This is a genomic window from Streptomyces filamentosus (assembly GCF_014654895.1).
Classification (GTDB): Bacteria; Actinomycetota; Actinomycetes; order Streptomycetales; family Streptomycetaceae; genus Streptomyces; species Streptomyces filamentosus.
Genome location: NZ_BNBE01000003.1, coordinates 56,207 through 80,696, shown reverse-complemented (window position 1 = coordinate 80,696; position 24,490 = coordinate 56,207). Strand labels below are relative to the sequence as shown.

The 24,490-nt window shown below is 68.8% G+C and carries 26 protein-coding genes and 2 pseudogenes; 16 read left to right on the top strand and 12 right to left on the bottom strand.

Translation table 11 applies throughout. The features are described from left to right. Window positions 1-23: 23 nt before the first annotated feature. From IE326_RS27805 to IE326_RS27795, 3 genes are all read right to left on the bottom strand, one after another. Complete coding sequence (locus tag IE326_RS27805; protein ID WP_190043641.1) at window positions 24-863, bottom strand: hypothetical protein; 840 nt, start codon at window positions 861-863, stop codon at window positions 24-26. A gap of 72 nt (window positions 864-935) precedes the next feature. Then, window positions 936-3,011: an MFS transporter gene (locus IE326_RS27800; RefSeq protein ID WP_190043640.1), complete on the bottom strand. Its 2,076-nt coding sequence runs from the start codon at window positions 3,009-3,011 to the stop codon at window positions 936-938. A gap of 622 nt (window positions 3,012-3,633) precedes the next feature. After that, window positions 3,634-4,269 carry a hypothetical protein gene (locus tag IE326_RS27795; RefSeq protein WP_190043639.1) on the bottom strand — a complete coding sequence of 212 codons (636 nt, stop codon included), beginning with the start codon at window positions 4,267-4,269 and terminating at the stop codon, window positions 3,634-3,636. Window positions 4,270-4,279: 10 nt separating this feature from the next. Between IE326_RS27795 and IE326_RS27790 the strand changes: the two genes are divergently transcribed. The 5 genes from IE326_RS27790 to IE326_RS27770 all read left to right on the top strand — a co-directional run bounded on the left by IE326_RS27790 (window position 4,280) and on the right by IE326_RS27770 (window position 7,915). Then, window positions 4,280-4,474, top strand: coding sequence for a peptidoglycan-binding domain-containing protein (locus tag IE326_RS27790; RefSeq protein ID WP_190043638.1), 195 nt, complete (start codon window positions 4,280-4,282; stop codon window positions 4,472-4,474). A gap of 138 nt (window positions 4,475-4,612) precedes the next feature. Then, window positions 4,613-5,281 carry an HAD-IA family hydrolase gene (locus IE326_RS27785; RefSeq protein WP_190043637.1) on the top strand — a complete coding sequence of 223 codons (669 nt, stop codon included), beginning with the start codon at window positions 4,613-4,615 and terminating at the stop codon, window positions 5,279-5,281. 535 nt (window positions 5,282-5,816) lie between these two features. Beyond that, window positions 5,817-6,467, top strand: a complete 651-nt coding sequence (locus IE326_RS27780) for an HNH endonuclease family protein (protein WP_190043636.1) — start codon at window positions 5,817-5,819, stop codon at window positions 6,465-6,467. A gap of 242 nt (window positions 6,468-6,709) precedes the next feature. Then, window positions 6,710-7,177: a DoxX family protein gene (locus IE326_RS27775; RefSeq protein WP_190043635.1), complete on the top strand. Its 468-nt coding sequence runs from the start codon at window positions 6,710-6,712 to the stop codon at window positions 7,175-7,177. Between the two features lie 105 nt (window positions 7,178-7,282). Continuing rightward, window positions 7,283-7,915, top strand: coding sequence for a DedA family protein (locus tag IE326_RS27770; RefSeq protein ID WP_190044234.1), 633 nt, complete (start codon window positions 7,283-7,285; stop codon window positions 7,913-7,915). An 85-nt stretch (window positions 7,916-8,000) separates the two neighbouring features. On the opposite strand, the pseudogene IE326_RS41745 reads toward IE326_RS27770, so the two are convergent. The 3 genes and pseudogenes from IE326_RS41745 to IE326_RS27755 form a co-directional block, all read right to left on the bottom strand. Beyond that, a pseudogene (locus IE326_RS41745) lies at window positions 8,001-8,213 on the bottom strand (DUF2277 domain-containing protein); the annotation flags it as partial. Between the two features lie 98 nt (window positions 8,214-8,311). Then, complete coding sequence (locus IE326_RS27760; protein WP_150227954.1) at window positions 8,312-8,533, bottom strand: hypothetical protein; 222 nt, start codon at window positions 8,531-8,533, stop codon at window positions 8,312-8,314. A 331-nt stretch (window positions 8,534-8,864) separates the two neighbouring features. After that, complete coding sequence (locus IE326_RS27755) at window positions 8,865-10,049, bottom strand: IS701 family transposase (protein ID WP_190040889.1); 1,185 nt, start codon at window positions 10,047-10,049, stop codon at window positions 8,865-8,867. A gap of 89 nt (window positions 10,050-10,138) precedes the next feature. On the opposite strand from IE326_RS27755, the gene IE326_RS27750 reads away from it, so the two are divergent. Further along, window positions 10,139-10,897: a GntR family transcriptional regulator gene (locus IE326_RS27750; protein WP_150227955.1), complete on the top strand. Its 759-nt coding sequence runs from the start codon at window positions 10,139-10,141 to the stop codon at window positions 10,895-10,897. Between the two features lie 11 nt (window positions 10,898-10,908). On the opposite strand, the gene IE326_RS27745 is transcribed toward IE326_RS27750, so the two are convergent. Then, entirely contained in the window at window positions 10,909-11,508 is a 600-nt protein-coding gene (locus IE326_RS27745) for a DUF4231 domain-containing protein (RefSeq protein ID WP_229915719.1), read from the bottom strand. 131 nt (window positions 11,509-11,639) lie between these two features. On the opposite strand from IE326_RS27745, the gene IE326_RS27740 reads away from it, so the two are divergent. After that, the gene (locus IE326_RS27740) at window positions 11,640-11,843 is read left to right on the top strand and encodes a hypothetical protein (RefSeq protein WP_190043633.1); all 204 of its coding nucleotides are present in this window, start codon (window positions 11,640-11,642) and stop codon (window positions 11,841-11,843) included. Between the two features lie 76 nt (window positions 11,844-11,919). Here the strand turns inward: IE326_RS27740 and IE326_RS27735 are convergent, their stop codons facing one another. Further along, a complete protein-coding gene (locus tag IE326_RS27735) occupies window positions 11,920-12,489 on the bottom strand; it encodes a hypothetical protein (RefSeq protein WP_229915718.1) in 570 nt (189 codons plus the stop codon). Window positions 12,490-12,541: 52 nt separating this feature from the next. On the opposite strand from IE326_RS27735, the gene IE326_RS27730 reads away from it, so the two are divergent. Further along, window positions 12,542-12,898: a hypothetical protein gene (locus IE326_RS27730; RefSeq protein ID WP_190043632.1), complete on the top strand. Its 357-nt coding sequence runs from the start codon at window positions 12,542-12,544 to the stop codon at window positions 12,896-12,898. A 284-nt stretch (window positions 12,899-13,182) separates the two neighbouring features. Here IE326_RS27730 and IE326_RS27725 read toward each other — a convergent pair whose 3' ends face one another. The 4 genes from IE326_RS27725 to IE326_RS27710 all read right to left on the bottom strand — a co-directional run bounded on the left by IE326_RS27725 (window position 13,183) and on the right by IE326_RS27710 (window position 15,123). Further along, window positions 13,183-13,473: an Imm32 family immunity protein gene (locus IE326_RS27725; protein WP_190043631.1), complete on the bottom strand. Its 291-nt coding sequence runs from the start codon at window positions 13,471-13,473 to the stop codon at window positions 13,183-13,185. A 92-nt stretch (window positions 13,474-13,565) separates the two neighbouring features. After that, entirely contained in the window at window positions 13,566-13,964 is a 399-nt protein-coding gene (locus IE326_RS27720; protein WP_229915717.1) for a hypothetical protein, read from the bottom strand. Between the two features lie 66 nt (window positions 13,965-14,030). After that, window positions 14,031-14,354 (bottom strand): hypothetical protein, encoded by a 324-nt coding sequence (locus tag IE326_RS27715; RefSeq protein WP_190043630.1) that lies wholly within the window; start codon window positions 14,352-14,354, stop codon window positions 14,031-14,033. A gap of 10 nt (window positions 14,355-14,364) precedes the next feature. Then, window positions 14,365-15,123, bottom strand: coding sequence for a GntR family transcriptional regulator (locus IE326_RS27710; RefSeq protein ID WP_190043629.1), 759 nt, complete (start codon window positions 15,121-15,123; stop codon window positions 14,365-14,367). Window positions 15,124-15,202: 79 nt separating this feature from the next. Here IE326_RS27710 and IE326_RS41090 point away from each other — a divergent pair, with 79 nt between their 5' ends. From IE326_RS41090 to IE326_RS27675, 8 genes and pseudogenes are all read left to right on the top strand, one after another. Beyond that, entirely contained in the window at window positions 15,203-15,481 is a 279-nt protein-coding gene (locus IE326_RS41090; RefSeq protein WP_229915716.1) for a hypothetical protein, read from the top strand. Between the two features lie 271 nt (window positions 15,482-15,752). Then, window positions 15,753-15,875 (top strand): hypothetical protein, encoded by a 123-nt coding sequence (locus IE326_RS41930; RefSeq protein ID WP_373310290.1) that lies wholly within the window; start codon window positions 15,753-15,755, stop codon window positions 15,873-15,875. Between the two features lie 109 nt (window positions 15,876-15,984). Next, window positions 15,985-16,681, top strand: a pseudogene (locus tag IE326_RS27700) (GntR family transcriptional regulator). Beyond that, window positions 16,678-17,025: a hypothetical protein gene (locus tag IE326_RS27695; RefSeq protein WP_190043628.1), complete on the top strand. Its 348-nt coding sequence runs from the start codon at window positions 16,678-16,680 to the stop codon at window positions 17,023-17,025. Before IE326_RS27700 ends, IE326_RS27695 begins: the two are co-directional and overlap by 4 nt. Window positions 17,026-17,485: 460 nt before the next feature. Next, window positions 17,486-18,913: an ATP-binding protein gene (locus IE326_RS27690; RefSeq protein WP_190043627.1), complete on the top strand. Its 1,428-nt coding sequence runs from the start codon at window positions 17,486-17,488 to the stop codon at window positions 18,911-18,913. Then, on the top strand, window positions 18,910-21,744 hold the full coding sequence (locus tag IE326_RS27685) for a Z1 domain-containing protein (protein ID WP_190043626.1): 2,835 nt from the start codon (window positions 18,910-18,912) through the stop codon (window positions 21,742-21,744). Before IE326_RS27690 ends, IE326_RS27685 begins: the two co-directional genes overlap by 4 nt. After that, window positions 21,741-22,742 carry a PD-(D/E)XK motif protein gene (locus IE326_RS27680; RefSeq protein WP_190043625.1) on the top strand — a complete coding sequence of 334 codons (1,002 nt, stop codon included), beginning with the start codon at window positions 21,741-21,743 and terminating at the stop codon, window positions 22,740-22,742. Before IE326_RS27685 ends, IE326_RS27680 begins: the two co-directional genes overlap by 4 nt. Beyond that, a complete protein-coding gene (locus IE326_RS27675) occupies window positions 22,739-24,466 on the top strand; it encodes an AIPR family protein (protein WP_190043624.1) in 1,728 nt (575 codons plus the stop codon). The genes IE326_RS27680 and IE326_RS27675 overlap by 4 nt, the downstream gene beginning before the upstream one ends. Window positions 24,467-24,490 lie beyond the last annotated feature (24 nt).

Genomic DNA, 24,490 nt, shown 5'->3' with positions numbered 1-24,490 from the left:
CGGTCCCGTGGGGCGTGGCTCCGTCAGCCGTTCCAGACGACGACGTCGAAGGTGCCGTTCGTCGCGCTGGCCAGGCCGTCGAGCTTCTTGACGGTCAGCCGGACGAGGTGGCCGTCGCGGGTGCGTCCGCAGACGGTCAGGCCGGTCTTCAGCGCGATGTCGTTCGAGGTGCCGAGGGTGTCGACGACGCCCGCGCAGTCGGCGTGCGAGGGGGTCTTCGGCTCCCCTTCCCACACCAGGGCCTTGGCGCCGTTGTCGGGCCGCAGCATGTGGTCGCCGAAGGGGTAGACGGCGAAGTCGTTGTCGCTGTTGATCTCGGACGGCACGGGCGGCGCGGCGTCGAGGTCCTTGCCCTCGGCGTACGCGATGACCAGCGGCCCCTGCCAGCGGACCGTGCCGGGCGGCGGCCCGGACGGGGTCTCGGAGGCGGTCCCGGACGGGTTCTCCGAGGGGGTGTCCGCGGTCGGGGTCTCCTCCTGCGGGGTGGTGGCGGTCGTCGGGCCGTCCTCCCCCGCCGGGGTCTGCGCGGCGGTCGTCGCCGAGGGCGGCGCCGCCTGCGGGGTCTCCTTGTTCCCGCTCACCAGGTACGTGCCGACGACGCCGATCACGGCCGCCGCCAGCGTCGCCGCCGCGCCGATCCAGGCGCCCCGGTGCGAGGAGGGGGACCGGCCCGGCGGAGTGCCCGGCGGCGGGGGGACGTGCGGCGGGATGCCCGGCGGGCCGCCGTGGCCGCCTTGGCCCCCGTAGCCCCCGTACGCCGGTCCGTACGCCGGTGCGGGCGGGGGGCCGGGCTGGTGGCCGGGCGGGGGGCCAGGCGGTTGACCTGGCTGCGAATAGCCCTGTATCGGTTCGTGGTTGCTCATGCCGGCCGTCCCCCTGTACCTGTGAATCGATCTTCAGCGGGTCAGGGTACCGACCGGCGCCGGTCTCCCGCCTCAGGCCCGGTGGTCGCGGGGCGGCCGGGGGTCGCGGGGGCGTTCCGCGTCGGAGCCGCACAGTTCGGCGTTGAGCTCCTCGACCAGTTTGACCAGATCGGTGGGGCGGTCGGGCCCCCACCAGTCGCCGAGGAGTTCCGCGAGGGACTCCTCGCGGGCCCGCGCGAGGCGGTCGGCGGTCGCGGCGCCGTCCTCGGTGAGGACCAGCTGGACCCCCTCGCGCCGGACGAGCCGCCGCTCCTCGACCTCGCGGGCCGCGTCGGTGATGACGCGCAGCGGGACGGGCGCGGCCTCGGCGAGCCGGGCGGGCTCGACGGTGCCGTGGCGGCGGATGCGCAGCAGCAGCCAGCTGGAGGCGGGCCGCAGGTCGAGGCCCGCGCGGGCGGTGATCCTCTCGTAGATCTCCTTGCGGCCCTCGCGGGAGCCGAGCACCGACAGGGCGCGGGCGGCCTCCTCGTACGAGGAGCGCTCGACCGGGTTGGAGGCGAGGGTCTGGCTGGTGTCGGGCGCGGTGACGGAGGCGCGGAGCGGGTCCTCCTTCAGGAAGCAGGCGACGACGAGGGCGAGGAGGACGACCGGCGCGGCGTACAGGAAGACGTCCGTGATGGAGGTGGAGTACGCGTGGAGGACCTCCGGCCGCAGCGCGGGCGGGAGTTCGGCGATGGCGCGCGGGTCGGCGGCGACCCGCGCGGGGCCGGTCCCGGGCGGGAGCGGCGTGCCCGCCTCGGCGGCCCGCGCGAAGACGTCCTCCAGCTTGTGGGTGAGGCGGGCGGTGAAGATCGTGCCGAAGACGGCGACGCCGAAGGAGGCGCCGATGGAGCGGAAGAAGGTCGCTCCCGAGGTGGCGACGCCCAGGTCCTCGTACCCCACGGCGTTCTGCACGACGAGGACGAGGACCTGCATGACGAGGCCGAGTCCGGCGCCGAAGACGAAGAAGTAGACGCTCATCTCCCAGGTGGAGCTGGTCTCCGTCAGGCGGTGCAGGAGGAGCAGGCCGAGCGCGGTGACGGCGGTGCCGGCGACGGGGAAGACCTTCCAGCGGCCGGTCCTCGACACGATCTGCCCGGAGGCGGTGGAGGTGAGCAGCATGCCGGCGACCATCGGCAGCATGTGGACGCCGGACATGGTGGGCGTGACGCCCTGGACGATCTGGAGGAAGGTCGGCAGGTAGGTCATCGCGCCGAACATCGCGAAGCCGACGACGAAGCTGATGACCGATACCAGGGTGAAGGTCCGGATCCGGAACAGCTTGAGGGGGAGGACGGGTTCGGCGGCCCGTCCCTCGACGCGCACGAACCAGACGAGGAGCACCGCCCCGAGCAGCGCGGTCCCGATGATCTGCGGCGAGTCCCAGTCCCAGGTGGTGCCGCCGAGGGAGGCGACCAGGACCAGGCAGGTGGCGACCGAGGCGATGAGGAAGGTGCCGAGGTAGTCGATGGTGTGGCGGGTGGAGCGGACCGGGATGTGCAGGACGGCGGCGATGACGAAGAGGGCGACGACGCCGATGGGGAGGTTGATGTAGAAGACCCAGCGCCAGGAGAGGTGCTCGGTGAAGAGGCCGCCGAGCAGCGGGCCGAGGACGCTGGTGGCGCCGAAGACGGCGCCGAAGAGCCCCTGGTACTTGCCGCGGTCCCGGGGCGAGACGAGGTCGCCGACGATCGCCATCGACAGCACCATGAGTCCGCCGCCGCCGAGGCCCTGGACCGCGCGGAAGCCGATGAGCTGCGGCATGTTCTGGGCGAGGCCGCAGAGGGCCGAGCCGATGAGGAAGAGGACGATCGCGGCCTGGAAGAGCTTCTTCCGCCCGTACTGGTCGCCCAGCTTGCCCCAGAGGGGGGTCGCGGCCGTGGAGGCCAGCATGTAGGCGGTGACCACCCAGGAGAGGTGCTCCATGCCGCCGAGCTCGCTGACGATCGTCGGCAGGGCGGTGGAGACGATGGTCTGGTCGAGGGCGGCCAGCAGCATGCCGAGCAGCAGCGCGCCGATCGCGACGAGGACGGCGCGGTGGCTCTGCCCCTCCCCGGGCGCGGGCGCGGGTTCTCCGCCGAGCTGTGACGGGCCGGTCTCCTGGGCCATGGGCGCCTCCCTCCTGGACGTGTTCTCCATCCTGCGGTGAATGTCCGGATATGGCCTGCGGAGGGGTACGTACGCTCCCCCGTCGGACAGGGGTGGCCTGCATAATCACTGCCAGTTGCTTGGGGAGGGGACACATCATGATCGGACACGCATGTCCTGAATGCGGCGGTCAGAGACCTGGCTGCGCCTGCGCCCGCGCGGCGGAGCTGGCGGCGGCCGAGGACTTCGACCCGCTCCGGATCAGGCCGTACGTGACACTGGAGGGCACGGAGGAGGGGACGGACGCCTACGCGCCGGGGGGCCGGGGGGGCCAGGGGGGTTCGGAGGTTCACGGGGGTCAGGGATTCCCGGGCGGTCAGGGGGTCCCCGGGGACGCCGGTGACCCGCCCACCGCGCAGCTGACGGCGATCCGGCCGGGCGCGCACCCGGGGCCGCCGCAGGGGGCGCCCCCGGAGCCGTACGAGGACCGCACGCAGGTGCTCCCGGCGTACGGGGCCGTCCCGCACGAGCCCGTCCCGCACCAGTCCCCTCCCCATGCTCCCGCCTCGTACGGACCGGGGTCGCCCGGAGAGGGGCCGTACGGAGAAGGGACGCGCGGAGAAGGGGCGTACGGCTCCGGGCCTCACGGGCCGCAGTCGTACGGAGAAGGAGCGTACGGAGAAGGGACGTACGGCCAGGAGTCGTACGGCTCCGAGGGCGGGGCCCACCGGACCGCGCCGCTCCTGCTGGGCGGGGTCGTGGGCGGCGGGCCCGGGGGCCGGGACGGGTACGGGCACGACGGCGGGAGCGGTTCGCGGCGCGCCCGGCGGCGGCGCGGCGGACTGGTCGCGGGCGTCGCGGCGGCGGCGGTGGCCGGCACGGCCGCGCTGGCCGCGGCGGTGCTCGGCGGCGGCGAGGAGCCCGAGGACCGGGCGCTGGTGCCCGAGGTGACCACCAGCGCGTCCCTGAACCTCGCCGTCTCGGAGGCGCCGTCCCCGTCGTCCAGCAGCCCGACGCCGTCCCGCACCCCGTCGCGGACGCCGTCGCCGCGCACGTCCTCCCCGACGCCGGCGGCCCCGACCGCCTCGCCGTCCGCCTCGGCGGAGCCGACGGTGCGGCCGAGCGCGACCGCCTCGCCGTCCGCGGGCGGCGGTGCGGCCGTCGCCCCGACCACGGCCGCGACCACCGCCCCCTCGACCTCCGCCGCCCCGACGACGGCCTCCCCCACCCCCACCCACACGGACGCGCCCGCGGGGGCGACGCTGAGCGTCGGCGACACGGGACCGGAGGTGGAGGAGCTCCAGGCCCGGCTGCGGGCCAGGTGGATCTACCTCGGGGAGATCGACGGCGTGTTCGACGAGGACGTCCGGGCGGCCGTATCCACCTTCCAGGGCTGGCTGTACCCCCAGAAGGATCCCGAGGGCGTGTACGGCCCGCACACCCGGCGCGCGCTGGAGCGGGACACCGACGAGTACCGCGACTGACGGAGGCCGGGGAGGGGGGCGGGTGGCCAAGACGGCCTCCCGTTTTGTATCGTGAAAAAACAAAGTGGCCCCGCCCGCACTCCCTGACCGGCGGGCGGGACCGCTTCGTTCTCCGCACCACCCCCCTGGAGACCCCCCATGGCCGTCACCCCGGCAACGCTCACCGCCCGCGCCCTCCTGCTCGACATGGACGGCACCCTGGTCAACTCGGACGCCGTCGTGGAGCGCTGCTGGCGCCGCTGGGCGGACCGGCAGGGGCTCGACGCCGCCGAGGTCCTGAAGGTGGTGCACGGCCGCCAGGGCTACGCCACGATGGCGGTCCTCCTCCCCGACCGCCCGATGGCCGAGAACCACGCGGACAACGCCGTGATGCTCGCCGAGGAGACCGCCGACCTCGACGGCGTCGTGCCGGTCCCCGGCGCCCCCGCCTTCATGGACGCGATCCTCTCCCTCCCCCACGCCCTGGTCACCTCCGCCGACGAGGCCCTCGCCCAGGCCCGGATGGGCGCGGCGGGCCTGCGGATGCCCGAGACCCGGGTGACCGCCGAGCAGGTCGGCGCGAGCAAGCCGGACCCGGAGGGCTTCCTCAAGGGCGCGGCCGAGCTCGGCGCGGACCCGGCGGAGTGCGTGGCCTTCGAGGACTCCGAGGCCGGCATCCAGGCGGCGAAGGCCGCCGGGATGCGCGTCGTGGGCGTGGGCCCGCGCGCGGCGGCCTTCGCGCCGGACCTCCACGTGCCGGACCTGACCCGCCTGCGGCTGGACGTCGCCGGGGACGGGACGATGACCCTCGGAGTCGTACCGGAGTAGTCCCGGACCACCCACCGGGCGCGCCCGCCCCCTTCCCGCCTCCACCCACCGGGCGCCTTCCCGCCCCCCCTCCGCCCTCTCCCGCTCCACCCCCTCCCGCCTCACCGCGCGCGGCCGGACCGTCCGGCCGCGCGCGGTCGTGCGTACGGGCGGGGGCGGTCGCGCGTACGGGCGGGGGCGGTCGCGCGTACGGGCGGGGGCGCGTACGGGCGGGGGGCGCCGTCGTGCATACGGGTGGGCGCGACAGCCGTGCGTACAGGCGGGCGCGACAGCCGGCCGGACGGGTACGGGCGGCCGGGTGCGAGCGGTCGGCCGGGCGCGTACGGGCGCCCGAGGGGAAGGCATCGGCCGCGGGCGGAATCTGGCGCTCCGTCAGGACGCGTCACACCCCTTGATGTGACGTGTCCATGTCGCCACTCTGTTACCTGGCGCACCCCCTGACGAAACCTCGCGCCGCCACGATGACCGGGCCGCCGCCCGGTACCGCACGGGGCCGGCCGAACCGCCAAGGTCCCACCCGATCAAGGGAGTCCCCATGTCCGTCGGCAAGGTCTACGCGCGTCGAGCAGCCGTGCTCGCCTCCTCCGCCGCCCTCGCCCTCACCGGCCTCACCGCCACCGCGCCCGCCGCGCAGGCCGCGATGCCGACCCCGGTCAGCGCGGCCACCGCCCGCACCTACCTGGCCGCCCTCACGGTCAAGGCGGAAGGTTCCCTCACCGGCTACAGCCGCGACCTCTTCCCCCACTGGATCACCCAGTCCGGCACCTGCAACACCCGCGAGACCGTCCTCAAGCGGGACGGCTCGAACGTCGTCACCGACTCCGCCTGCGCCTCCGTCAGCGGCAGCTGGTACTCGCAGTACGACGGCGCCACCTGGACCGCCGCCTCCGACCTCGACATCGACCACGTCGTCGCGCTCGCCGAGGCGTGGCGTTCGGGCGCCAACTCCTGGACCACCGCCCAGCGCCAGGCCCTCGCCAACGACCTCACCCGGCCGCAGCTCATAGCCGTCACTGACAACGTCAACCAGTCCAAGGGCGACCAGGACCCGGCCGAGTGGCTGCCCCCGCGCACCGCGTACCGCTGCACCTACGCCCGCGCCTGGGTGCAGGTGAAGTACCACTACGGCCTCAGCGTCGACTCGGCGGAGAAGAGCGCCCTCCAGTCCGTCCTCAACGGCTGCTGAACGGACGGCTCCTGACGCCCCGTGGGGGCGGTGCGAGAACGGCGTGAAATCGGCGCGCCAGTGGTACAGACCTGAGCCACCCTGGTCCAGACCAGAGGGTCCCCCGCCACCGGCGCGCCTCCCTCCGAGGCATTACTTGAACTTGCAAGTAATGGTGAGGGGTGCCTAACCTGGCGGCCGTTCGGTACCAGTCCCCCACGCCCGTCCCCCGTCCGGGACGGGCAAGGCCGAAGGAGTCCCCCATGAACACCCTGACCAGGCGCCTCGACCAGTCCCGGCCGTACGCGCTCGGCCTCTTCCGGATCGTCGTCGGCCTGCTCTTCGCCTGCCACGGCGCCGCCTCGCTCTTCGGCGTCCTCGGCGGCGCGACGGGCGGCGGCACCATCCCCGCCGGCACCTGGCCCGGCTGGTACGCGGCAGTGATCCAGCTCGTCTGCGGCGGCCTCGTCCTCGTCGGCCTCGGCACGCGCGGCGCGGCCTTCCTCGCCTCGGGCTCGATGGCGTACGCGTACTTCTGGGCCCACCAGCCCGAAGCCCTCTTCCCGCTCCAGAACGGCGGCGAGACCGCGGCCCTCTTCAGCTGGGCCTTCGCCCTGCTGATCTTCACCGGCCCCGGCGGCCTGGCCCTCGACGGCCTCTTCGGCCGCACCACGGGCGACGCGCGGGACTCCCGGGACGCGGAGAAGCAGAGCGCGCCGGTCACCGCCTGACGCCTCCCGCTTCCCCCCACCCCTGACGTGTCCCCTCCCGGGCCCCCGCCGGCACCCACCCGGCGGGGGCCCGGGCGCCTGCGCGTAGGCTCTGGCCCTGTGAATCTGCTCGACAGCATGGGCTCGCTGAGGTCGCTGACCGCGGGCCCGTGGATCTATCCGGTGGTGGCGACGTCGATCCTGCTCGACGTCTTCCTTCCCGTGCTGCCGAGCGGCTTCCTCGTGATCTCCGCCGCCACGGCCGCCTCCGCCGCCCTCGGCGCGGCCACCCCGCCCGCGGACGTCCCGTCCCTGCTCCCGCTGCTGCTCACCGCGGCGGCGGCCTCGGCGCTCGGCGACTTCCTCGCGTACCGGCTGGCGCTGCGCGGCGGACGGCGGATGGACCGCGCGATAGCCCGCTCGCGCCGCCTGACCGTGGCGCGGGAACGTCTCGGCACCGCCCTCGCCCGGGGCGGCGGCCTGATCGTGGTGCTGGCCCGCTTCGCCCCGGCGGGCCGCTCGGTGGTGTCGCTGGGCGCGGGCGCCGCGGGGCGGCGCCCCGAGGAGTTCCTGCCCTGGTCCGCCCTGGCGGCCGTGGTCTGGGCCTCGTACAGCGTGGGCCTCGGCTGGCTGGGCGGCCGCTGGCTCGGCGCGACCTGGTTCAGCGCCGGGGTGTCCACCCTGGCGCTCCTGCTGGCCGGCGGCCTCGCCGGCTATCTCATACGACGCCCGGGGACGACCCCGGCACCTGCGGCCTGACCGGAGCGGAGCGCGGCCCGACCCCGGCCCCGGCCCCGGCCGACGCCGATGCGGATGCGGATGCGGATGCGGATGCGGATGCGGAGTGTCCCCCTCTCACCTCCAGGGTGGCGAGGAGCCGGGCGGTGGCCTCCGTGATCTCGTCGACGGCCCGCTCGAAGACCTCCCGGTTGTGCGCGGCGGGCGCGCGGAAGCCGGAGACCTTGCGGACGTACTGGAGCGCGGCGGCGCGGATGTCGTCCGGGGTCGCCTCGTCGGGCAGGGCGGGCGGGCGGAGCGTCTTGATGCTGCGGCACATGCTTCCAGTGTGACCCGCGCCACTGACAACGGGGGCGTGCCGGGCGGCGCACGGGGCACCGGAGGGGCGCGCAGCAGAAGCCGGAAGCCTCGGCAATATCAGTTCAGGCCACGTCTGCTGCGGGCGTTGATCTCGGCGGCGCGGGCGCGGAGCTCGCGCAGGGGCGTGGCGAGCTGGACGTCGCCGGGCTCGGCGTCCCACTCGGCCCCGCCGTGGACGGCCCGGATCAGGAAGCGTCCGGAGGCACTCCGCACGAAGAAGCCGACCCGCCCCGTGGCGGTGTCGCGGACGAGGTCACCGACCTCGGGCACAGGCTGCACGCAACCCCTCCGTCCCGTCCCGAACGCCGCGCGGATGCCGCGTGGGGACACCCAGGGAAACGCGGAGACCCCGCCCTGTCAACGTATCTCTAGAGATGTCCCCCGATGGATGGATCACGAGGGCAGGACGGCGCACACGTGTGCACCCTGGCCGCGGGGGCGCCTTAGTACTGCAACGGTGTTTGCTGTGACTGGTGGCCAGGTTATGGGGGTGTGTGGCCGCGTTGTTTGTAGTGGCTGATGCGGGCTTGGTGTTGTCGTCGGCGGCGCCAGGTCGACCAGTGCAGGACGTGGTCGACCGAGACCGGTCGGCGGTGGGTGAGGCGGTGGATCAGGCGTCTGAGCTCGGGAAGGCTGAGGGGGACGAGGCCGGAGGATCCGTTTCTGCTTTCCCGGCGTCGAGTTCGCGGGCCCGCAGCACGGTCAGGCAGGCATGGGCGGCCATGGCCAGAGTCATGTGTCGGTGCCAGCCGGGGTAGCGGCGGACCTGGTAGTCGTCCAGGCCGCACTCCTGCTTCGCGCTCTGGAAGCACTCCTCGACCGCCCACCGGCTGCCGGCGACATGGATCAGCTGGTCAAGTGTGGTGCCGGCGGGGCAGTAGGCGATGTAGTAGGAGATCTCCTCGGGCCGGCGGACACTGCGGCGGGCGATCACCCAGTGCCGCCGGTCCTCCCGGTGCCAGGGCCGCACCTCGACCCTGGCCCAGTCGAAGACCCGCGGTCCGTGGGCCCCGTTGCCGCAGGAACGGCGTTTCCACTTCTGTCTGGGCAGGTCGTGGAACAGGTCGTGAACCGGATGGTCCAGGGCCCAGCGGGTCACGACGGTGTCGTGACGGGTGGTGGCCATGACATGGAAGACATCCGCCCGCTCCAGCTCGGACCGCCAGCTTTTCGAGTAGCCGTAGCCGGCGTCCGCGGTCACCCACCCGAACGGAATCTTCTCCTCGATCGCCCGGCGGACCATCGCCCTCGCCATCGCGACCTTGGTCTCGAAGACAACCGTGTCGCCGATACCGGCCCGCCGGCACCGTTCACGGTCGTCGGTCCAGGACGCCGGCAGGTAAAGGCGCCGGTCGATCAGGGTGCGGCCGCGGCCGGTGGCATAGGCGAGGAAGACCCCGACCTGGCAGTTCTCCGTCCGGCCGGCCGTGCCGGAGTACTGCCGCTGAACCCCGGCCGACCGGACCCCTTTCTTCAGGAAGCCGGTGTCGTCCACGATCAGCACCGCACCTGGGTCTCCGAGGTACTCGACGACGTACTCGCGCACGTCGTCCAGCACCTCGTCCGCGTCCCATTCGATCCGGTTCAGGAGCCGGTGGAGCCGGTCCGGGCCCGCATGCCCGGCCTCCTCGGCAAGCGTCCAGCCGTTCTTCCGCTCCAGCGGAGCGATCAGTCCCCGCATATACGCAAGCGCCGACTCACGCGGCTCCGACCTGGCAAACCGGTGCACGAACCGCTCATGCAGAGACCTCAGTTCACCCGCCCACGACCGGGCATCAGCAAGTTCCCCACCCATGAACACACCAACGAACGACCTGGCCACCAGTCACGGCAAACACCGTTGCAGTATTAGGGTGTCCCGCAGACGAAGGGAGTGGTCCACCCGTGACTGACCAGGACGGCACTCGTCGGCCCAAGTACCAGCGCATCGCAGATGAGTTGAGAACAGCGATCCAGTCCGGCGACTTCGCGCCGGGCGACCGGCTCCCCGGCGAGAACGACCTCATGTCCACCTACGAGGTGGCCCGGATGACCGCCCGGCAGGCCCTCGCGGTGCTGCGCGGCGAGGGCCTCACGGAGGCCCGCAAGGGGGCCGGGGTCTTCGTCCGCTCCTTCCGCCCGCTGCGCCGCCGGGGCATCCCGCGCCTCGCGGGCGGCGGCTGGGCCGGCGGCCGCTCGGTCTGGGCGACGGAGATCGAGGACCGCGCCCTCGTCGTGGACCAGATCGTGGTGTCGGAGGAGGAGGCGGGCAGCAGGATCGCGGGCGCGCTCGACCTGGCCCCGCACGACCCCGTCTGCGTCCGCAGCCGCCGCTTCGTCCTCGACGACAAGCCGGTCCTGCTCTCCGTCTCGTACCTCTCCGCCGCCCTGGTACGCGACACGCCGATCACCCGGCCGGACACCGGCCCCGGCGGCACGTACGCCCGGCTGGCCGAACTGGGCCACCGCCCGGCCCGCTTCCGCGAGGAGATCCGCTGCCGGATGCCGACCGCCGACGAGACCGACCGCCTCGCCCTCCCGCCCGGCACCCCGGTCGTCCTGATCGGCCGCACGGCCTACACGGAGCCGGGCCGCGTGGTGGAACTCAACGAGATGACCCTGGACGCCTCGTCGTACGTCCTGGAGTACGACTTCGACGCCTGACCCCCGCCGGCCTACCCCACCCGGGCGACGGCCACCTCACCAGCACCGGACCCGGCACCGACCCCGACCCCAGAACCAACACCGGCACCGGCACCGGCACCGGATCTGGGCTGCGCCGACGGCTGCACGTCCGCACCGACCTGCCCGCCCAGCGTCATCACGTTCAGCGTGGCGGCGTTCTCGTTGGCGATGGCCTTCTCCACCCGGGCCACCAGCACCGTGAACGCCTCCCGCCGCGACAGCTCCCGGTAGGGCCCCACCCGCGTCTCGAAGTAGACCCGCTCGTGCCCCAGGAGCTGCTCGGTCGACCGGTAGTTCTTCCACTGCTCCCGGTACCGGTAGACGCTCTCCAGCGACACCGCCGCCACGACGACCACGCTCAGCACCGTGGCCGCGACCCGCGCGAACGCCGCGTCCAGGTTCACGAACACCGGCACCAGCGCCCCGCCGACCACGGAAACGGTCCGCATCCGCAGGTGCATCGCCTTCATCCGGGTCGCCTTCACGTCGTACCACTCCTGGTACTGCGCGAGCCGGCCCTCCACGTACTTCTGCGCCGTCATGTCCCCGCCGACCGACCCGACTTCGGGCGCGTCCCCCACCTCGACCATGCCCCGGAGTACACCGGCCCCGCCCCACCCGCGTCAACTCGCCCCGCCCCGTTCCCCCTCCGGGCGACACCGGGATACCTTCGCCCCCTCACCACCCCACCACCACACCACCCCGCACCGAGGAGCCCTCCATGCCGACGACGACCACCTCCCCCGCCACCCGCACCCGCCTCGCCCTGGCCCTTCTCGCCACGGCCACCGCCGCCGCCCTGGCCGCCCTCCTCACCGCCCCCGCCCCCGCCTCCACCACCGCCTCCGACCGCGAGACCGGCACCGTCAAGTGGGTCACCTCAGCCAAGTCCGCCGGCGACAAGAAGGTCGAGGTCATCAAGTAACCCCGCCCACGCACACCGAAGGCCCCCCGCCGCACAGGACAGGGGGCCTCCGGCATCTGCCGCCCAAGCCACCCGCTCACGACGCCGATGGCCCCGCACCAAGACCGGTCCGGCACTGCTCGTGCCCGCAGTCGTCGTCCCGCCCGTGCAGGCGCCGCAGGTCCTGCAAGGCGGCCATCGGAAACGGGTGCAGCATCCACTTCTCCTGGTACCCGTCCTCACCGTGCTCCCGCAGCACGGCCTCGGCCGCTTCCTTCACCGCGTGGCACAACACGCCACGCGGCTGGGTGGACCTCCAGAGAAGGGTGCCGCCCGTCTCGTCGGGTGAACCCCAACTCGTCCCCCCGTCCGGGAACTCGAAGACCCTGACGGCCACGTCCGCCCCCTGCCGCCGAAGCAGCCACCTCGTCTCCATGGGCTCACGGTCGAACGAGAAGCGCTCACCGGACGAGTCCCCGTAGAGCCCCGTCATCGCGTACAGCAGGTCGGCAAGGGCGTCCGTGCAGTGACCGATGAGGGCCTCATGCACCGAGACGCCATCGGCGACCCGATACGTGGCACACCCGGCACCACTCAGCTCCCAACCGAAGCGAAAATCACCCATCGTCCCCCCCTCTCCCGAACCGCGATCGTGCAGCAGGAGCATCCCTCGCCGCTACGATGCGCACCAGAGACGGAACCAGCCGAGGGGGACGGCAATGAGGACCAAGGACCCGGAGTACCCCGCAGCGGTCGAGGCGGCCGTCGACATCCTCCGGCAACGGGCCCGCCGACGTCGGACCATCACCTACGGCGACCTGAGCGCCGAGCTGGCGGCGCAGGGGTACGACTCCATCCCGCCCCACCGCGGAGTCATGACCCACCTCCTCAAAGACGTCTGCCTCCACGACAACGACGACGGCCGCGCACCGATGCTCTCGGCCCTCGTGGTGAACAAGGCCACCCAGGAGCCGTCCGCCCAGTTCTCCACCCTCGCCCGAACCGACCCCTTCACCCGCCCAGCCGACTGGACCTGGCAAGACGAACAACAACGAGTGTTCGCCCACCATCCCTAGGACGTCAAAGACCCCCAGCCAAGATCGACTGGGGGCCTTTGCGCTGGTGGGCGCGGACAGTTTCGAACCGTCGACATCTGCTTTGTAAGCCTGGCGCCGATCACCCAGCGGTCTTGGCTGGTCAACGGGCGTACAACGGCGCTGCGCACCCCACGCTTGCCTGCACCGCCACGGACCCCAATTGACCGTGGCTGACTGCTCGATCTGGCACGGATCTGGCACGGGCCCTGGCGTCGCCACCTGCCTTGTGAATGTCAGCTCCCGCGACAACCGCGAGGATCTGGTCACTCTTCGTCGCTGCGCTCCAGGACCAGACCGACGGACCCCTCTTCCAGCCCGTTGCTGTCTTCGAGGTGCAGATGGGCTCCATCCGGAACTCCTTCGCCGGCCAGCACCAGAAGATGCCCGGCAAGCGTCCTGAGACCCGCGGCGTTCGCCTCAATGACGACCTCGGCCCCGAGGTTCCGCACCTCGATCCGGGCATCGGCGTCCCAGGAAAAGCGGAGCCCTGTGCCCTCAACGGCGGCCGTGACGTGAGTGCTCTCGATCGGCGCTGAGCCGGTTCCGGAAGTCATGGAACTCATGATGCCGCTGCACGGATCGAGGCAAGGAACCAGGGCACTCGTCCTCGTACGTAGAACACTGCGGGAAGTACAGGGAGCCACGGTCACCAGTCGCGCCATGCATCAGTGATCTCGGCGCGGTTCATGCCTCTCCTCTCCGCCAGAGCAGCCACGTCCACACCGTGCTCGCCCAAGGTGAGATCGATGTATTCGCACAGCTGCTCCCGCTCTTCGGTGCAGTAGCCGTGGCTGTCGTCACCGCCGACGGCGTTGAGCGCCAGAACAACCCTCTCAACAACCCCGAAGACCTCTGCATCGGAAGGCCCGACGAGCGCACATACCTCCGCCTCGAACGCCTCCAGCGCTGAGTCCGTCGCCCTCAGCAAGGATTCGGAGTACATCTCCACCGCCCCGGCGCACTCGGGTTCCAAGATCCCGGCCTCGACATCTCGGGCCACCTCCGCCATCCAGGCACGCCAGTTTTCAGAGGGTCTGTTCGCCATGACGAGAAACTACGCCGCAGTACTGACAACCCAGCTCATCTGGGGGCTCCCTGGTGCGGTTGCAGCTCAGGAAGGGCGTCCACCGGCGTGGATACCAGTTGTGAAAGCCGTAGCGTCGTCGTACTCGTGCCGAGCCTCGGGCATCAGGCCTACACGTTCCTGATGGGTCAGGGGACACCCGGTCCTCGTGGCGATCTGCCCGAGAGACTCACCCGCACTGGCCAGAACGATGTCCGGCGTCCGCGGGTCGCTGGCGATCGAAAGGAGCGCTCGACGAGCCTCCAGGGCATCGGACGCATAGAGATCCATGGCCGCGTCGTCCCGGCCTCCGGTGTCGGCCTCGATGTCGAGCAGCACCGAGATCAGGTCTTGTGTCTGTTGAGCATCCACGATGCCGTCCTTAACGGTTGATAGGGATCTCGTAGACGATCTCGCAGAGGGCAGCAGGGACGATGATGTCCGCCGTCTCGACGGGCCGTCCTTCGTCGCTGTAGTACGTCCGCTGGATGTGAGTGACGAGCGAGGCTTTCTGAATCCCGAGAAGAGACGCCTCCTCGGCAGTGGCCTGCCGCGGCTCCGGCTGCTCGACGGCATGGCCGACGGTGACGCCGATCTGAGCCATCCGGTTCACGACGCCGGCCCCAGCGTGGGGCCCGCCCTCGGGAAGAACGACGAGGGTTCCGCCGGTGAGGTCGTACGGCTCCCAGCTCGTCGACAACTGCACGGGCCGTCCGTCGGCGAGGAACTCGTACACCGTGCGAACGCACAGGTCGCCCTCGGCGATGCCGAGCCGTGCGGCGATCTCCGCCGGCGCCGGAAACTTGGCTTCGGTCCGGCTCTCCCAGTCCCCCTGCTTACCCAAGGCCCTCATGTCGGCCCCAAACGGCGAACCACCACCCTGCTCGCGCGCTGACGAGCGGACCACACGCACACGCTGACAAGGCTTCGCGACGTACGTTCCGGATCCCGCCCGCCCCTCCAGGACCCCTTGGGAGATCAGCAACTCCTGCGCACGACGGACGACGTTCTCGCCGACGCCGCACTCCTGGCCGATCTGGGTACGCGAGGGGAGACGGTCTCCGGGCTCCCACTCGTGCTCCGCGATCCTCCGCCGGAGTTCGTCAGCGATGCGGAGATACGGCGGCTGCTGCTCAGGCATATGGAAAATCTAGTCCACTAACCCTAATCTAGTTAACTAGCTTCACGCAACGTGATCCCTTGGCGACGGAGGCTCTCCTGTGCCCGCTTCGGCAGCAAGCGCGGAGGACATCGCCGCCTGGCTGTCCGCCCTCGGACTCACCACGCGCGTGGAGGAGCACGCCCGTCACACGTGGATCGAAGCGGAGGTGCCGGAATCGCTCCCCGCCGAGACATGGCGGGAGGCCTTGGAAGTGGTGGCGGAGGCCGATCGATTCGGGCTCCAGGCCAGCAGCTTGAACGGCCGCACCTTATGGGCCGCCGTACACGGAACGGTCCCCGCGACGAGCGATGTCCGGGGACCTGGCCATCAGCGATAGGAGTTGATCAGCGTGTTGAACCGTATCCGTCGCGCGGTTGGGCGCACTAGGGTGCACCCTTTAGGGCCGCCGTGCTTCGTGCCGCCGGAGGTCAACTGATGCATGCGAAAGCCGTCCCCTACCGATCGAGCTCGTGTCGGATCGGCACGCACCACGAGTGCGCCCAGTCCTCGCCCTCCCTGGCACCGGTCGGCGTCCCCGTGATCTACGAAGCGTGTGACTGCCCCTGCCACCCGGCGGCCGACCGGGAAGCGCCGAAGGAGGCGACCTCATGAGGAGCTGGACGCCGAGCGGCGCGCTGGCCTCCAACGTCGAGATCACCTCGGCCAACGTTCAGCGGGGCGACGTCATCCAGATCGGCGGCCAGCCGTGCCGCGTGGCCGACCTCGTCTAACTTCCGGGCGGTGCAAAGCGCCTCCTCTTCGAGTCGGGCGAACTGCTGGCCATGCACTCCCGAACCCGGCTCATCGCCCTGAGGATGCAGAGAGTTGGTGATCAGCTCCGTGGCCTCTCGCCGTCACGTCATCGCCGATGACCTCAGGGCCCAGATCTCGACCGGCCGCATCAAGGCCGGCGACCGCCTCCCCTCCGAAGCCCAACTCGCCGCCCGCTACACGGTCAGCACGCCGACACTACGGAGCGCCCTCGCGCTCCTCCAGGCCGAAGGCCTCGTCGAAAAAGTCCACGGCAAGGGCAACTTTGTTCGCCCCCCCTCTTCGCAGGATCACGTACCTCGGCGGCGGCCCGACACTGCCGACTCCTGGCTTGCAGATCAGCGTCCGCACCACCAGAATCCGGGCGCGCGGCAACCTGTCCGTCTTGCTGCGGGTGCCGGCTGGCAGTCCCCTCACCGAATTCCAGTGCCTGAGTCACGACGGAACCTCGCCGCACAGCCTGTCCCGCGTCTACATCCCTCGCGATCTGGCGCCGGCTGTCATACCCGACGAGTCGACCTGGCCCACAACCGTGGCGACGCCACTGGCCGAGGTCGAGGAGAGACTCTGCGCTCGCCTCCCCACTCCGGTGGAAGCGGCAACCCTCCGAATCAGCCCGACCCTCGCCGTTCTGGCGATCACCCGCGTAGCGACCGACACCGTCGGCCGCGTCGTCGAGGCCGCGCTCCTGGCCCTCCCCGGCGACCGCGCGGAAGCCGTCTTCGCCACCCGACACACACCCGAAGGCAGAAGGGCCGAAGGATGACGTCCCACAACGAGCTCCGGCTCCTCCCATGGTCGGGCCCCGACGGCAAGCCCTGCTTCCTGAGCACCGACGGCACCGGCGGCCCCTTGTCCCGCCTGGCCGACCACACCGAAGCCGCCCAACTCGACCTCGCCGCCGAGCTCCTGGAGCACGCCCAGGAGGTACTCGCCGACGAGTCGTTGGCCCCGGAAGAACTCCGTCTCGTGGCGTCAGACCTCACCGGCGCCCTGCGAGACGCACTCCGCGTAGCCGCAAGCCGCGGCCACCGCCTCCCGATGCTGAGCATCTCCGACCACGGAGACAGCAGCGAGATCCCCCACCGGCCGGCAGGCGCCTTCGGCTAACAGCCACGCACCACAACGACACGAAGCCCCGGGCCAACGCCCGGGGCTTCGTGCACACAGCTCCGGAGGCCCTGTGCTTCGCGCGCGTATCCAATGGTCACAGCCTCGCAAGCGGCGACAGGGAGAGCCCCCGTCCGCGCATAGGCCGCTTGCTTCGTCGAAGCTCGCGCTGGTGCCACTCCTGGAAGTACAGACGAGCTGCTGGGTACGTGTCGCACGGTCGCGGATACCGGCGAGGCTCGCACAAGTTTGCGATTTCATGCTGGCCGCGTCGCCGATCGCGACTGGCCTGTCACCGCGCGCATCGTTGCATCGGTTGGTGATCTCGTGGGATCGGTGTCCGGTTGCCCCTTGAACGCATACCCTGATCAACGGGGTCTGTTTGGGCAGTGGTTGGGGGACGGCCGTGCAAGATGACTTTGAGTATGAGGCGGTAGTGGCTCCACGCGCCTCAGCGCTCATGGACTCGCTTCGTGCCTTCGGCTACGACATGGCGACCGCACTTGCCGACCTTGTTGACAACAGCCTTGCAGCCTCTGCCGGCGAAGTACGTGTGGAATTCAGCACCGATGAGGGTGCCGCCTGGGTTGCAGTCATCGACGACGGCGATGGCATGACAGAGACGGAGCTTCACGAAGCCGTCCGCTTCGGGGGTAGCGGGCCAATGGCGGTCCGGTTGACAAGTGATCTGGGGCGTTTCGGGCTTGGGCTGAAGACAGCGTCCCTGTCGCAGTGCCGGATGCTCACGGTGCTGTCACGAACGCCAAGCGGTCTCGCGTGTCGAACGTGGGACATTGATCTGGTCCGTGCTGCTGACGACTGGCGTGTCCGTATCGTGGCTGATGACGAAGCGGTGAATATCGCGCAGAAGGTTGGATTCGTCAAGGTAGGCACGATGGTTCTGTGGAGGCACCTCGACCATGCCGGGGAAGGAGCGGTACTGGCCCGGAGGTTGGGACAGAGTCGTAGCCGGCTCCGAATGTGGTTCCACCGTTACATCGCGCGTGGCAGGCTCCGCCTTGTTGTGGGTGGGCACGTGCTCACCGCATGGGACCCGTTCTGCCGCCAGCACGTCGCGACACAGGACTTGGGCACTGAGCGACTGGAGGCTGGAGGGCAGGTCCGGGTTACTCCGTACGTCTTGCCGCACCCCTCCCGACTGAGTGAGGCCGAGATCAAGGACGGGGCGGGACCGCGCGGCTGGAATGCCCAGCAGGGCTTCTACGTTTACCGTGGCGACAGGATGGTTTCTGCCGGTGGTTGGCTCGGTTTACCAGAGATGGTGATAGCGCCTCAGACCCGCCTGGCGAGGATTGAGGTTTCCATGGAGCCCGCCTCCGACCATGTGTGGCAAGTGGATGTGCGCAAGTCGCGGGTGCACCCTCCGGCTGCCCTTGAAGAGGATCTCGCCAAACTCGCCGCCGCCGCCCGCGCTGCGTCGGTCTCTGTGTTTCGGCGGAGAGTCGCGGCGGCAACCGGACGGCAGGGACGTGACCATGAGCTCACCTTCGGGTGGACCCAGGAACGCCGGCACGGCACATCTCGCTACCTGGTCAACCGTCAGCATCCGGTAGTTCAAAGTGCTCTGGCCGGTGGTGCGAGAGCACAGGTTGAAGCTGTGTTGCGCCTTGTGGAGCGAACCTTGCCGATAGGTGTTATCGCCATAGAGGCCGAGAACGATCAAGGGCGCATAGCCCAAGCGGCGATGGAGGGGGTGGACGAGGCCGAAGCCAGGGCGGACCTAGCGGCGATGCTGGCGGCTTTGCCCAAGGATGCCCCGGGTCGGGATGCTGCGATTCGCGCCCTGGGATCTGTCGAGCCATTTAACCGATTCCCCGACTTGGTCGCAGAGATCGTCGGACAGACAAGCCTGGGAGATTCACGATGAGTATCGATCCCTTGACCCTTGCTCTACGCATGTCGGAAGCCATGCTGCTGGAAACGGAGAAATCTAGCCGCACCCCGGAAACGCTCAGGAGTATCGCGGAGACGGTCCGGACCATGCTGTCCGCGACAGGGAAGGACGTATCCGCAGAGCGGGTGGCCCGGGAGCTGGAGGCGCGATTCGACGTGTGGGTGCCTCCTGCTGTCTACATTGAAGACCCGTATGATCACCGGCCTTGGCTGGCGGAACGCCAGGAGAAGATCGAGTGGGCTTACTGGGAACGGTACAGGACGTGGCTGACGCACCGTTCGGGTTGGAAGCCCCCCACAGTGGAGGCGCTCAGTGATTCCACAAATACAGTGCTCTCCTTGCTGGAAGATCCCGAGCGCCAAGGTGAGTGGTCGGTCAAGGGCCTGACCTACGGCCAGGTGCAGTCGGGGAAGACGGCGAACTACACCGGCCTCATCTGCAAGGCCGTTGACGCTGGCTACCAGGTCGTGATCGTTCTCACAGGCGCGCACGAGAGCCTCCGGCATCAGACGCAGGCCCGCCTGGACCTTGAATTTCTTGGCTTCAATAGCCGATTTACGCGTCAACAGACAAACGACTCCACCTATATCGGCGTCGGGAACCTGAGTATGAAGAGCCCTCCACTGTGCCTGTCGGTTACGACACGGGACAAGGATTTCAGCGCAAGCGTTTTCGAGAGCACGCCGGTGGATCCACGTCGGGTCCGTCTGCTGGCCGTCGTGAAAAAGAACGCCCGCATCTTGGAAAACCTTCGAGATTGGCTGGGGAACTTCACCGCGACGCAAGACGACGGGCGCCGGCTCATCCGGGATCTACCCTTGCTGCTGATCGATGACGAGGCCGACTACGCCTCAGTGGACACCCGGAAGCCGCGGCGAGGTAAGAGTGCCAGTGATTCGGAGCACGATCCGTCGCGGATCAATCAATGCATCCGCGACCTGTTGAACCTGTTCGAAAAACGTGCCTACGTCGGATACACGGCCACGCCGTTCGCAAACATCTTCATAGACGACCAGACAGAGCATCCCGACTACGGGGACGATCTCTTTCCTCGCAATTTCATGGTGACTCTGCGCCCTCCGACCAATTATTGCGGGCCAGAGGTCGTATTCGGACTGGACGATGTTTCTGCGGACACTGTCCGTGAACCTCTTCCCGTCATACGGGCAGTCGCTGATGAGGCGCTCTGGATGCCGGACAACCACGGAAAGGAACATCAGCCTCACCGCTTGCTGCCGGATTCACTGCGGAAAGCGCTGGATTCGTTCGTGTTGGCAACGGCGGTGCGCAAGGCCCGGACCGAGTACTTGGGCAGTCGCCCAGGACACAACACGATGCTCGTGCACGTAACCCGCTTCAAAGCGGTTCAGTTCGCGGTTGCCCGGCAGCTGGCGGATCATTTCACCGGTATGGAGAACCTCTGGGGGGACCGGGGGACAGCAGGATCCGCACTTAGGCTACGCCTGCGTGAGCTGTGGGAGAGCGACATCATCCCCACGTACATGGAGCTTGCCGAGCGCAGTGACCTACCCGGCTTGGTGGGTGAGGCAGTCACTTGGGAGCAGGCCGAGTCAATGATCGCGGAAGTGCTCTCCGAATGTGCGGCCGGAGTGAAAACCATCAACGGCGATGCCTCCGACGTCCTGGAGTACGAGGCGAGTACGCCCGCGACCGTGGTTGCGATTGGTGGTGACAAGCTCTCCCGGGGCCTGACTCTGGAGGGACTGACGGTCTCCTACTACCTCAGGGCGTCCAAGACCTATGACACGCTCATGCAGATGGGGCGCTGGTTCGGATACCGACCTGGCTATTTGGACGTCACCCGGCTCTACACAACGAAAGAGCTGATCAATGCCTATGTTCATGTAACCCGAGCCAACCGCGAGTTGATGGATCTCGTCTCCTACCTCGCGGAGACCGGCCGCACACCGAAAGACGTCGGGTTGCGGGTACACGACGGCTATGAGCACCTTCAGGTCACCGCGGCGGCCAAGATGCGCAACTCCACCTCAGTGTCCCTGTGCTCCTCCGGACAGCGGCCGGAGACCCTCTACATGCGCACCAACGAGCAGTCGGTTCGCGAGAACTTTGCGCGGCTGGAACGGCTTGTGGCCGCGGTGGATGGCTGTGACGAAGTGCCTCAACCCTTGCGGCACGGTGCGCAAGGCTTCTTCCGACAAGGCGTGCCCGCCTCGGCTGTCCTGCGGTTTCTCGACGGGTTCGCCGCCTCGCCTCGCACATTGCAAGCCAACCCCCAGTCACTCGTCGACTACATCTCCCAGCAGAACACCCGTGGGGAGCTAATCCGGTGGACCGTCGCGGTAACAACTGGCAGCGCGCCGCGCACCTTCACACTGGATGGCAGAGAACTGCGCATGGTCAAGCGTAAACTGGTCGGCTTGCAGGAGGCGATCCCGGAGGGCACCGACTACCAGGTGGGTGTGCTGGTGAGCCCGGTCCATGAAGCCATCGGTCTTCCCGCAGAAGTCAGCCGGCAGCAACAGGGCGGAAGGGCGAGCAGTGACGGGACGGCGGGCAGGACATCCTCCCGGGCCAGCGGCCATGCGATTCGCAGACAAAGGGATCCGAGCGAGGGGCTTCTTCTCGTGTATCCAGTGGACCCGGGCGACCAGGTCGACGGTGGCCGCCGCCCAGAGGGACTTCCACTCATCGGCTACGCCTTGTCCCTGCCGGTCTCCACGACTGCACGCCCCAAGCGCTACCGGGTCAACGACATCTATCTGCGGGAACTGCAGAGGATGCTTTCTGGGGCGGGCGAGGACCCTGAGGAGGGTGAGGAGTGACCCATGTGACCCCCCAGGATGTGGCCGATGCCTTCGTAGCAATAGAGCAGGCCCGTGCCGCCTCCTACGGAAGTTCACGGCGCCGGTTGCTGCCCGATCACCGGCTCGACGTCTTTCTCGAAGTACGTTTCCCCGGGCGGGAGCGGGCCTTGGTGATCGCGAGTGCCGAGCGGCTCGGGGATCGCCAACTCGTCATGGCCAATGGTCTTACATGTTCCTTTCAGGAGGGCCACGTGGAGGTCGTGGCCCAGCCGACCACAGACACCCACATCTTCTGCACCTTGCTGGCCGACCTAGTCGATCACCTTGCGCGGACGTCGGTCGGTCCGGCTGCGGCAGTCGTGCGCAGGATCGCGTCGTGGCAGCGGGTACTTGGTCGTGGCCTCGGCGGCGTGCTGACACCCGAGGCTCGGATCGGCCTTTTCGGGGAGCTGCTGGTCATGCGCGACCTCATCCTCCCCGCCTGCGGCCGGGACGCCGTGTCGAGTTGGCGGGGGCCATCGGCCGGTGTGCGTGACTTCGCGTGGGGGTCGTGGGGCTTGGAGGTCAAGACTGCGTCTGGTGACCGCAAGCCCTTGAAGTGCCGTATCCACGGAGAAGAGCAGCTGGACGACAGCTCGCTCGACTATCTGGCGCTCGTCCACCAGCAGGTGCGTAGCGATCAGTCGGGATCGACTCTGTGCGATCTTGTCGACGAGCTTCGAGATAATCCCGGCGTTGCCGGACAGAGGGCGGTATTTGAAAACTGCCTGGTCGAGGCTGGGTGGTTCGACGTGCATCGCAGTCACTATGAAGGCGAGCGCTGGCAGTTGGCCGCCCGTCGGTGTTTTCGGGTCACCGAGGAGTTCCCGCGACTCGTGCCCCACCTACTGCCCAACGGTATATCCGGCCTGTCGTACGATCTGGACCTTGGTACCTGCGGGCAGGCCTTGGTCGGGGAGGCTGAGGTCCTGGCTGAGTTGGGTGCTGGTAGCAACCCTGGGGAGGGCGACGGTTGAACGAGAACGAGCTCGTGGAGTTCGCAGAGTATCTGTACGAGGACGCGCGAGCGCGTACGGACTCTCCCGTTGGAACAAGGTTTAATGGTGCATTCATTGATGTCTTCCGTGAGTATCTTGTCGAGGACGGTGTCCTGGAGGACATTGAGTCCTGCTATTGCCGCAAGCAGGTTGGCCGCAGCACTGCTGAAGTCTACGGATATGCGCTGAACGATGGCGGATCGGTCCTGGATATCGTCACGGCGGAGCATGGCTGGAAGGCCCAGAAGATTAACAAGGCCGATGTACAGCGTGCCCTGCGCCGCGCCCAGATCTTCGTTGAGAAGTGCCGCAAGGGCTTGCATCTGGAGATGGACGAGACTGACCAGGCCTACTCAATGGCTCAGAGTATTTACGAGGCTTGGACGGGCATCGATCGTGTGCGCATCTTCCTCTTTACCGACGCCCAGCTGACCGTGGAATCGATGCCCCCAGGTGAGACGGAAGGGCTGCGTTGTACCTACGAGCTGTGGGACATCGTCCGTCTGCACCGGCTGGCCTCGTCGGGGCGGCGCGAGGAAGAGACGGTGATCGAGCTTGCCAGCCCTCTCCCGTGCCTGAGTGCGCCGGGTGACCCGGACTTCGAATGCCTGCTGACCGTTCTGCCGGGCCGTCTCCTGGCTGAGCTGTACAAGGAACACGGAGGCCGCCTGCTCCAGCGCAACGTACGCGCATATCTACAGGCTCGCGGCAAGGTGAACAAGGGCATCAGCGAGACGGTGCGTCAGGAACCTGGCCGCTTCCTCGCGTACAACAATGGTGTGTCCGCCACCGTGACCTCTGCAGACACGATGGTGACGCCAGAAGGCATAGTGGCTCTGACTCGGTTGGTCGATTTGCAGATCGTGAACGGCGGGCAGACCACTGCGTCCCTGCACCACATGATGCAAAAAGGCGAAGATCTTTCTCAGGTCAGGGTGCCCGCGAAAATCACCGTCATCCGACAGGAGATGCTCGACGAGCTCGTCCCGAACATTTCGCGCTTTGCCAACTCTCAAAATGCCATCAAGGAAGCCGACCTTCAAGCCAACAGCCATTACCATCGCAGGTTGCAGGCTCTATCGCGGTCGGTCTGGGCGCCAGCACCAGAGGGTAGTACGCGACAGACTCGTTGGTACTACGAACGAGTTCGCGGACAGTATCAGGTGGACCTAGGCGCTCTAGAGAGGCAGGCTGAGAAGGCGAGGTTCACGCGTGAGCATCCGTTGGCCAAGAAGTTCGGCAAAACGGATGTGGCCAAGTACGATCTCACGTACCGGGGACGTCCGCATGATGTGTGTCTGGGCGCAGAGAAGTGCTTCCGCGTGTGGACAACGGACGTCGTCGACTCTTTTGAAGGCTCTCTAGACGCTGGCCACTTCAAGGAAGTGGTGGCCAAGCGGATTCTTTTCGAGCACACTCGCAAGATCATTCAGAAGATGAGCTTGGGTGGTTACTTGGGTCAGACCACTGCCTATGCGGTGGCCCTCCTGGTCGACCGATGCAGCAACCAGATAGATCTGGACGGGATCTGGCGTGCACAAGCCCTCCCGCAATGGATCGACGACCTTGTACCCGAACTGGCAGTCGACATCGTTCGCCCCCTGCTAGTAACCGCACCGGGCTCGGGAAACGTCACTGAATGGTGCAAGAAGTCTCAATGCTGGGATGCGGTTCGCTCTGTTGACTGGGCTCCCCGCACCTGACCGGCCGTCGGTACTAGAAGACCG

Bases quoted from the DNA above. Each gene is read 5' to 3' on its own strand.
- IE326_RS27805 (WP_190043641.1), bottom strand. From the start codon at position 863: ATGAGCAACCACGAACCGATACAGGGCTATTCGCAGCCAGGTCAACCG.
- IE326_RS27800 (WP_190043640.1), bottom strand. From the start codon at position 3,011: ATGGCCCAGGAGACCGGCCCGTCACAGCTCGGCGGAGAACCCGCGCCC.
- IE326_RS27785 (WP_190043637.1), top strand. From the start codon at position 4,613: ATGGCCGTCACCCCGGCAACGCTCACCGCCCGCGCCCTCCTGCTCGAC.
- IE326_RS27780 (WP_190043636.1), top strand. From the start codon at position 5,817: ATGTCCGTCGGCAAGGTCTACGCGCGTCGAGCAGCCGTGCTCGCCTCC.
- IE326_RS27775 (WP_190043635.1), top strand. From the start codon at position 6,710: ATGAACACCCTGACCAGGCGCCTCGACCAGTCCCGGCCGTACGCGCTC.
- IE326_RS27755 (WP_190040889.1), bottom strand. From the start codon at position 10,049: ATGGGTGGGGAACTTGCTGATGCCCGGTCGTGGGCGGGTGAACTGAGG.
- IE326_RS27745 (WP_229915719.1), bottom strand. From the start codon at position 11,508: ATGGTCGAGGTGGGGGACGCGCCCGAAGTCGGGTCGGTCGGCGGGGAC.
- IE326_RS27740 (WP_190043633.1), top strand. From the start codon at position 11,640: ATGCCGACGACGACCACCTCCCCCGCCACCCGCACCCGCCTCGCCCTG.
- IE326_RS27735 (WP_229915718.1), bottom strand. From the start codon at position 12,489: ATGCTCCTGCTGCACGATCGCGGTTCGGGAGAGGGGGGGACGATGGGT.
- IE326_RS27730 (WP_190043632.1), top strand. From the start codon at position 12,542: ATGAGGACCAAGGACCCGGAGTACCCCGCAGCGGTCGAGGCGGCCGTC.
- IE326_RS27725 (WP_190043631.1), bottom strand. From the start codon at position 13,473: ATGACTTCCGGAACCGGCTCAGCGCCGATCGAGAGCACTCACGTCACG.
- IE326_RS27720 (WP_229915717.1), bottom strand. From the start codon at position 13,964: ATGGCGAACAGACCCTCTGAAAACTGGCGTGCCTGGATGGCGGAGGTG.
- IE326_RS27710 (WP_190043629.1), bottom strand. From the start codon at position 15,123: ATGCCTGAGCAGCAGCCGCCGTATCTCCGCATCGCTGACGAACTCCGG.
- IE326_RS41930 (WP_373310290.1), top strand. From the start codon at position 15,753: ATGAGGAGCTGGACGCCGAGCGGCGCGCTGGCCTCCAACGTCGAGATC.
- IE326_RS27695 (WP_190043628.1), top strand. From the start codon at position 16,678: ATGACGTCCCACAACGAGCTCCGGCTCCTCCCATGGTCGGGCCCCGAC.
- IE326_RS27690 (WP_190043627.1), top strand. From the start codon at position 17,486: ATGGACTCGCTTCGTGCCTTCGGCTACGACATGGCGACCGCACTTGCC.
- IE326_RS27685 (WP_190043626.1), top strand. From the start codon at position 18,910: ATGAGTATCGATCCCTTGACCCTTGCTCTACGCATGTCGGAAGCCATG.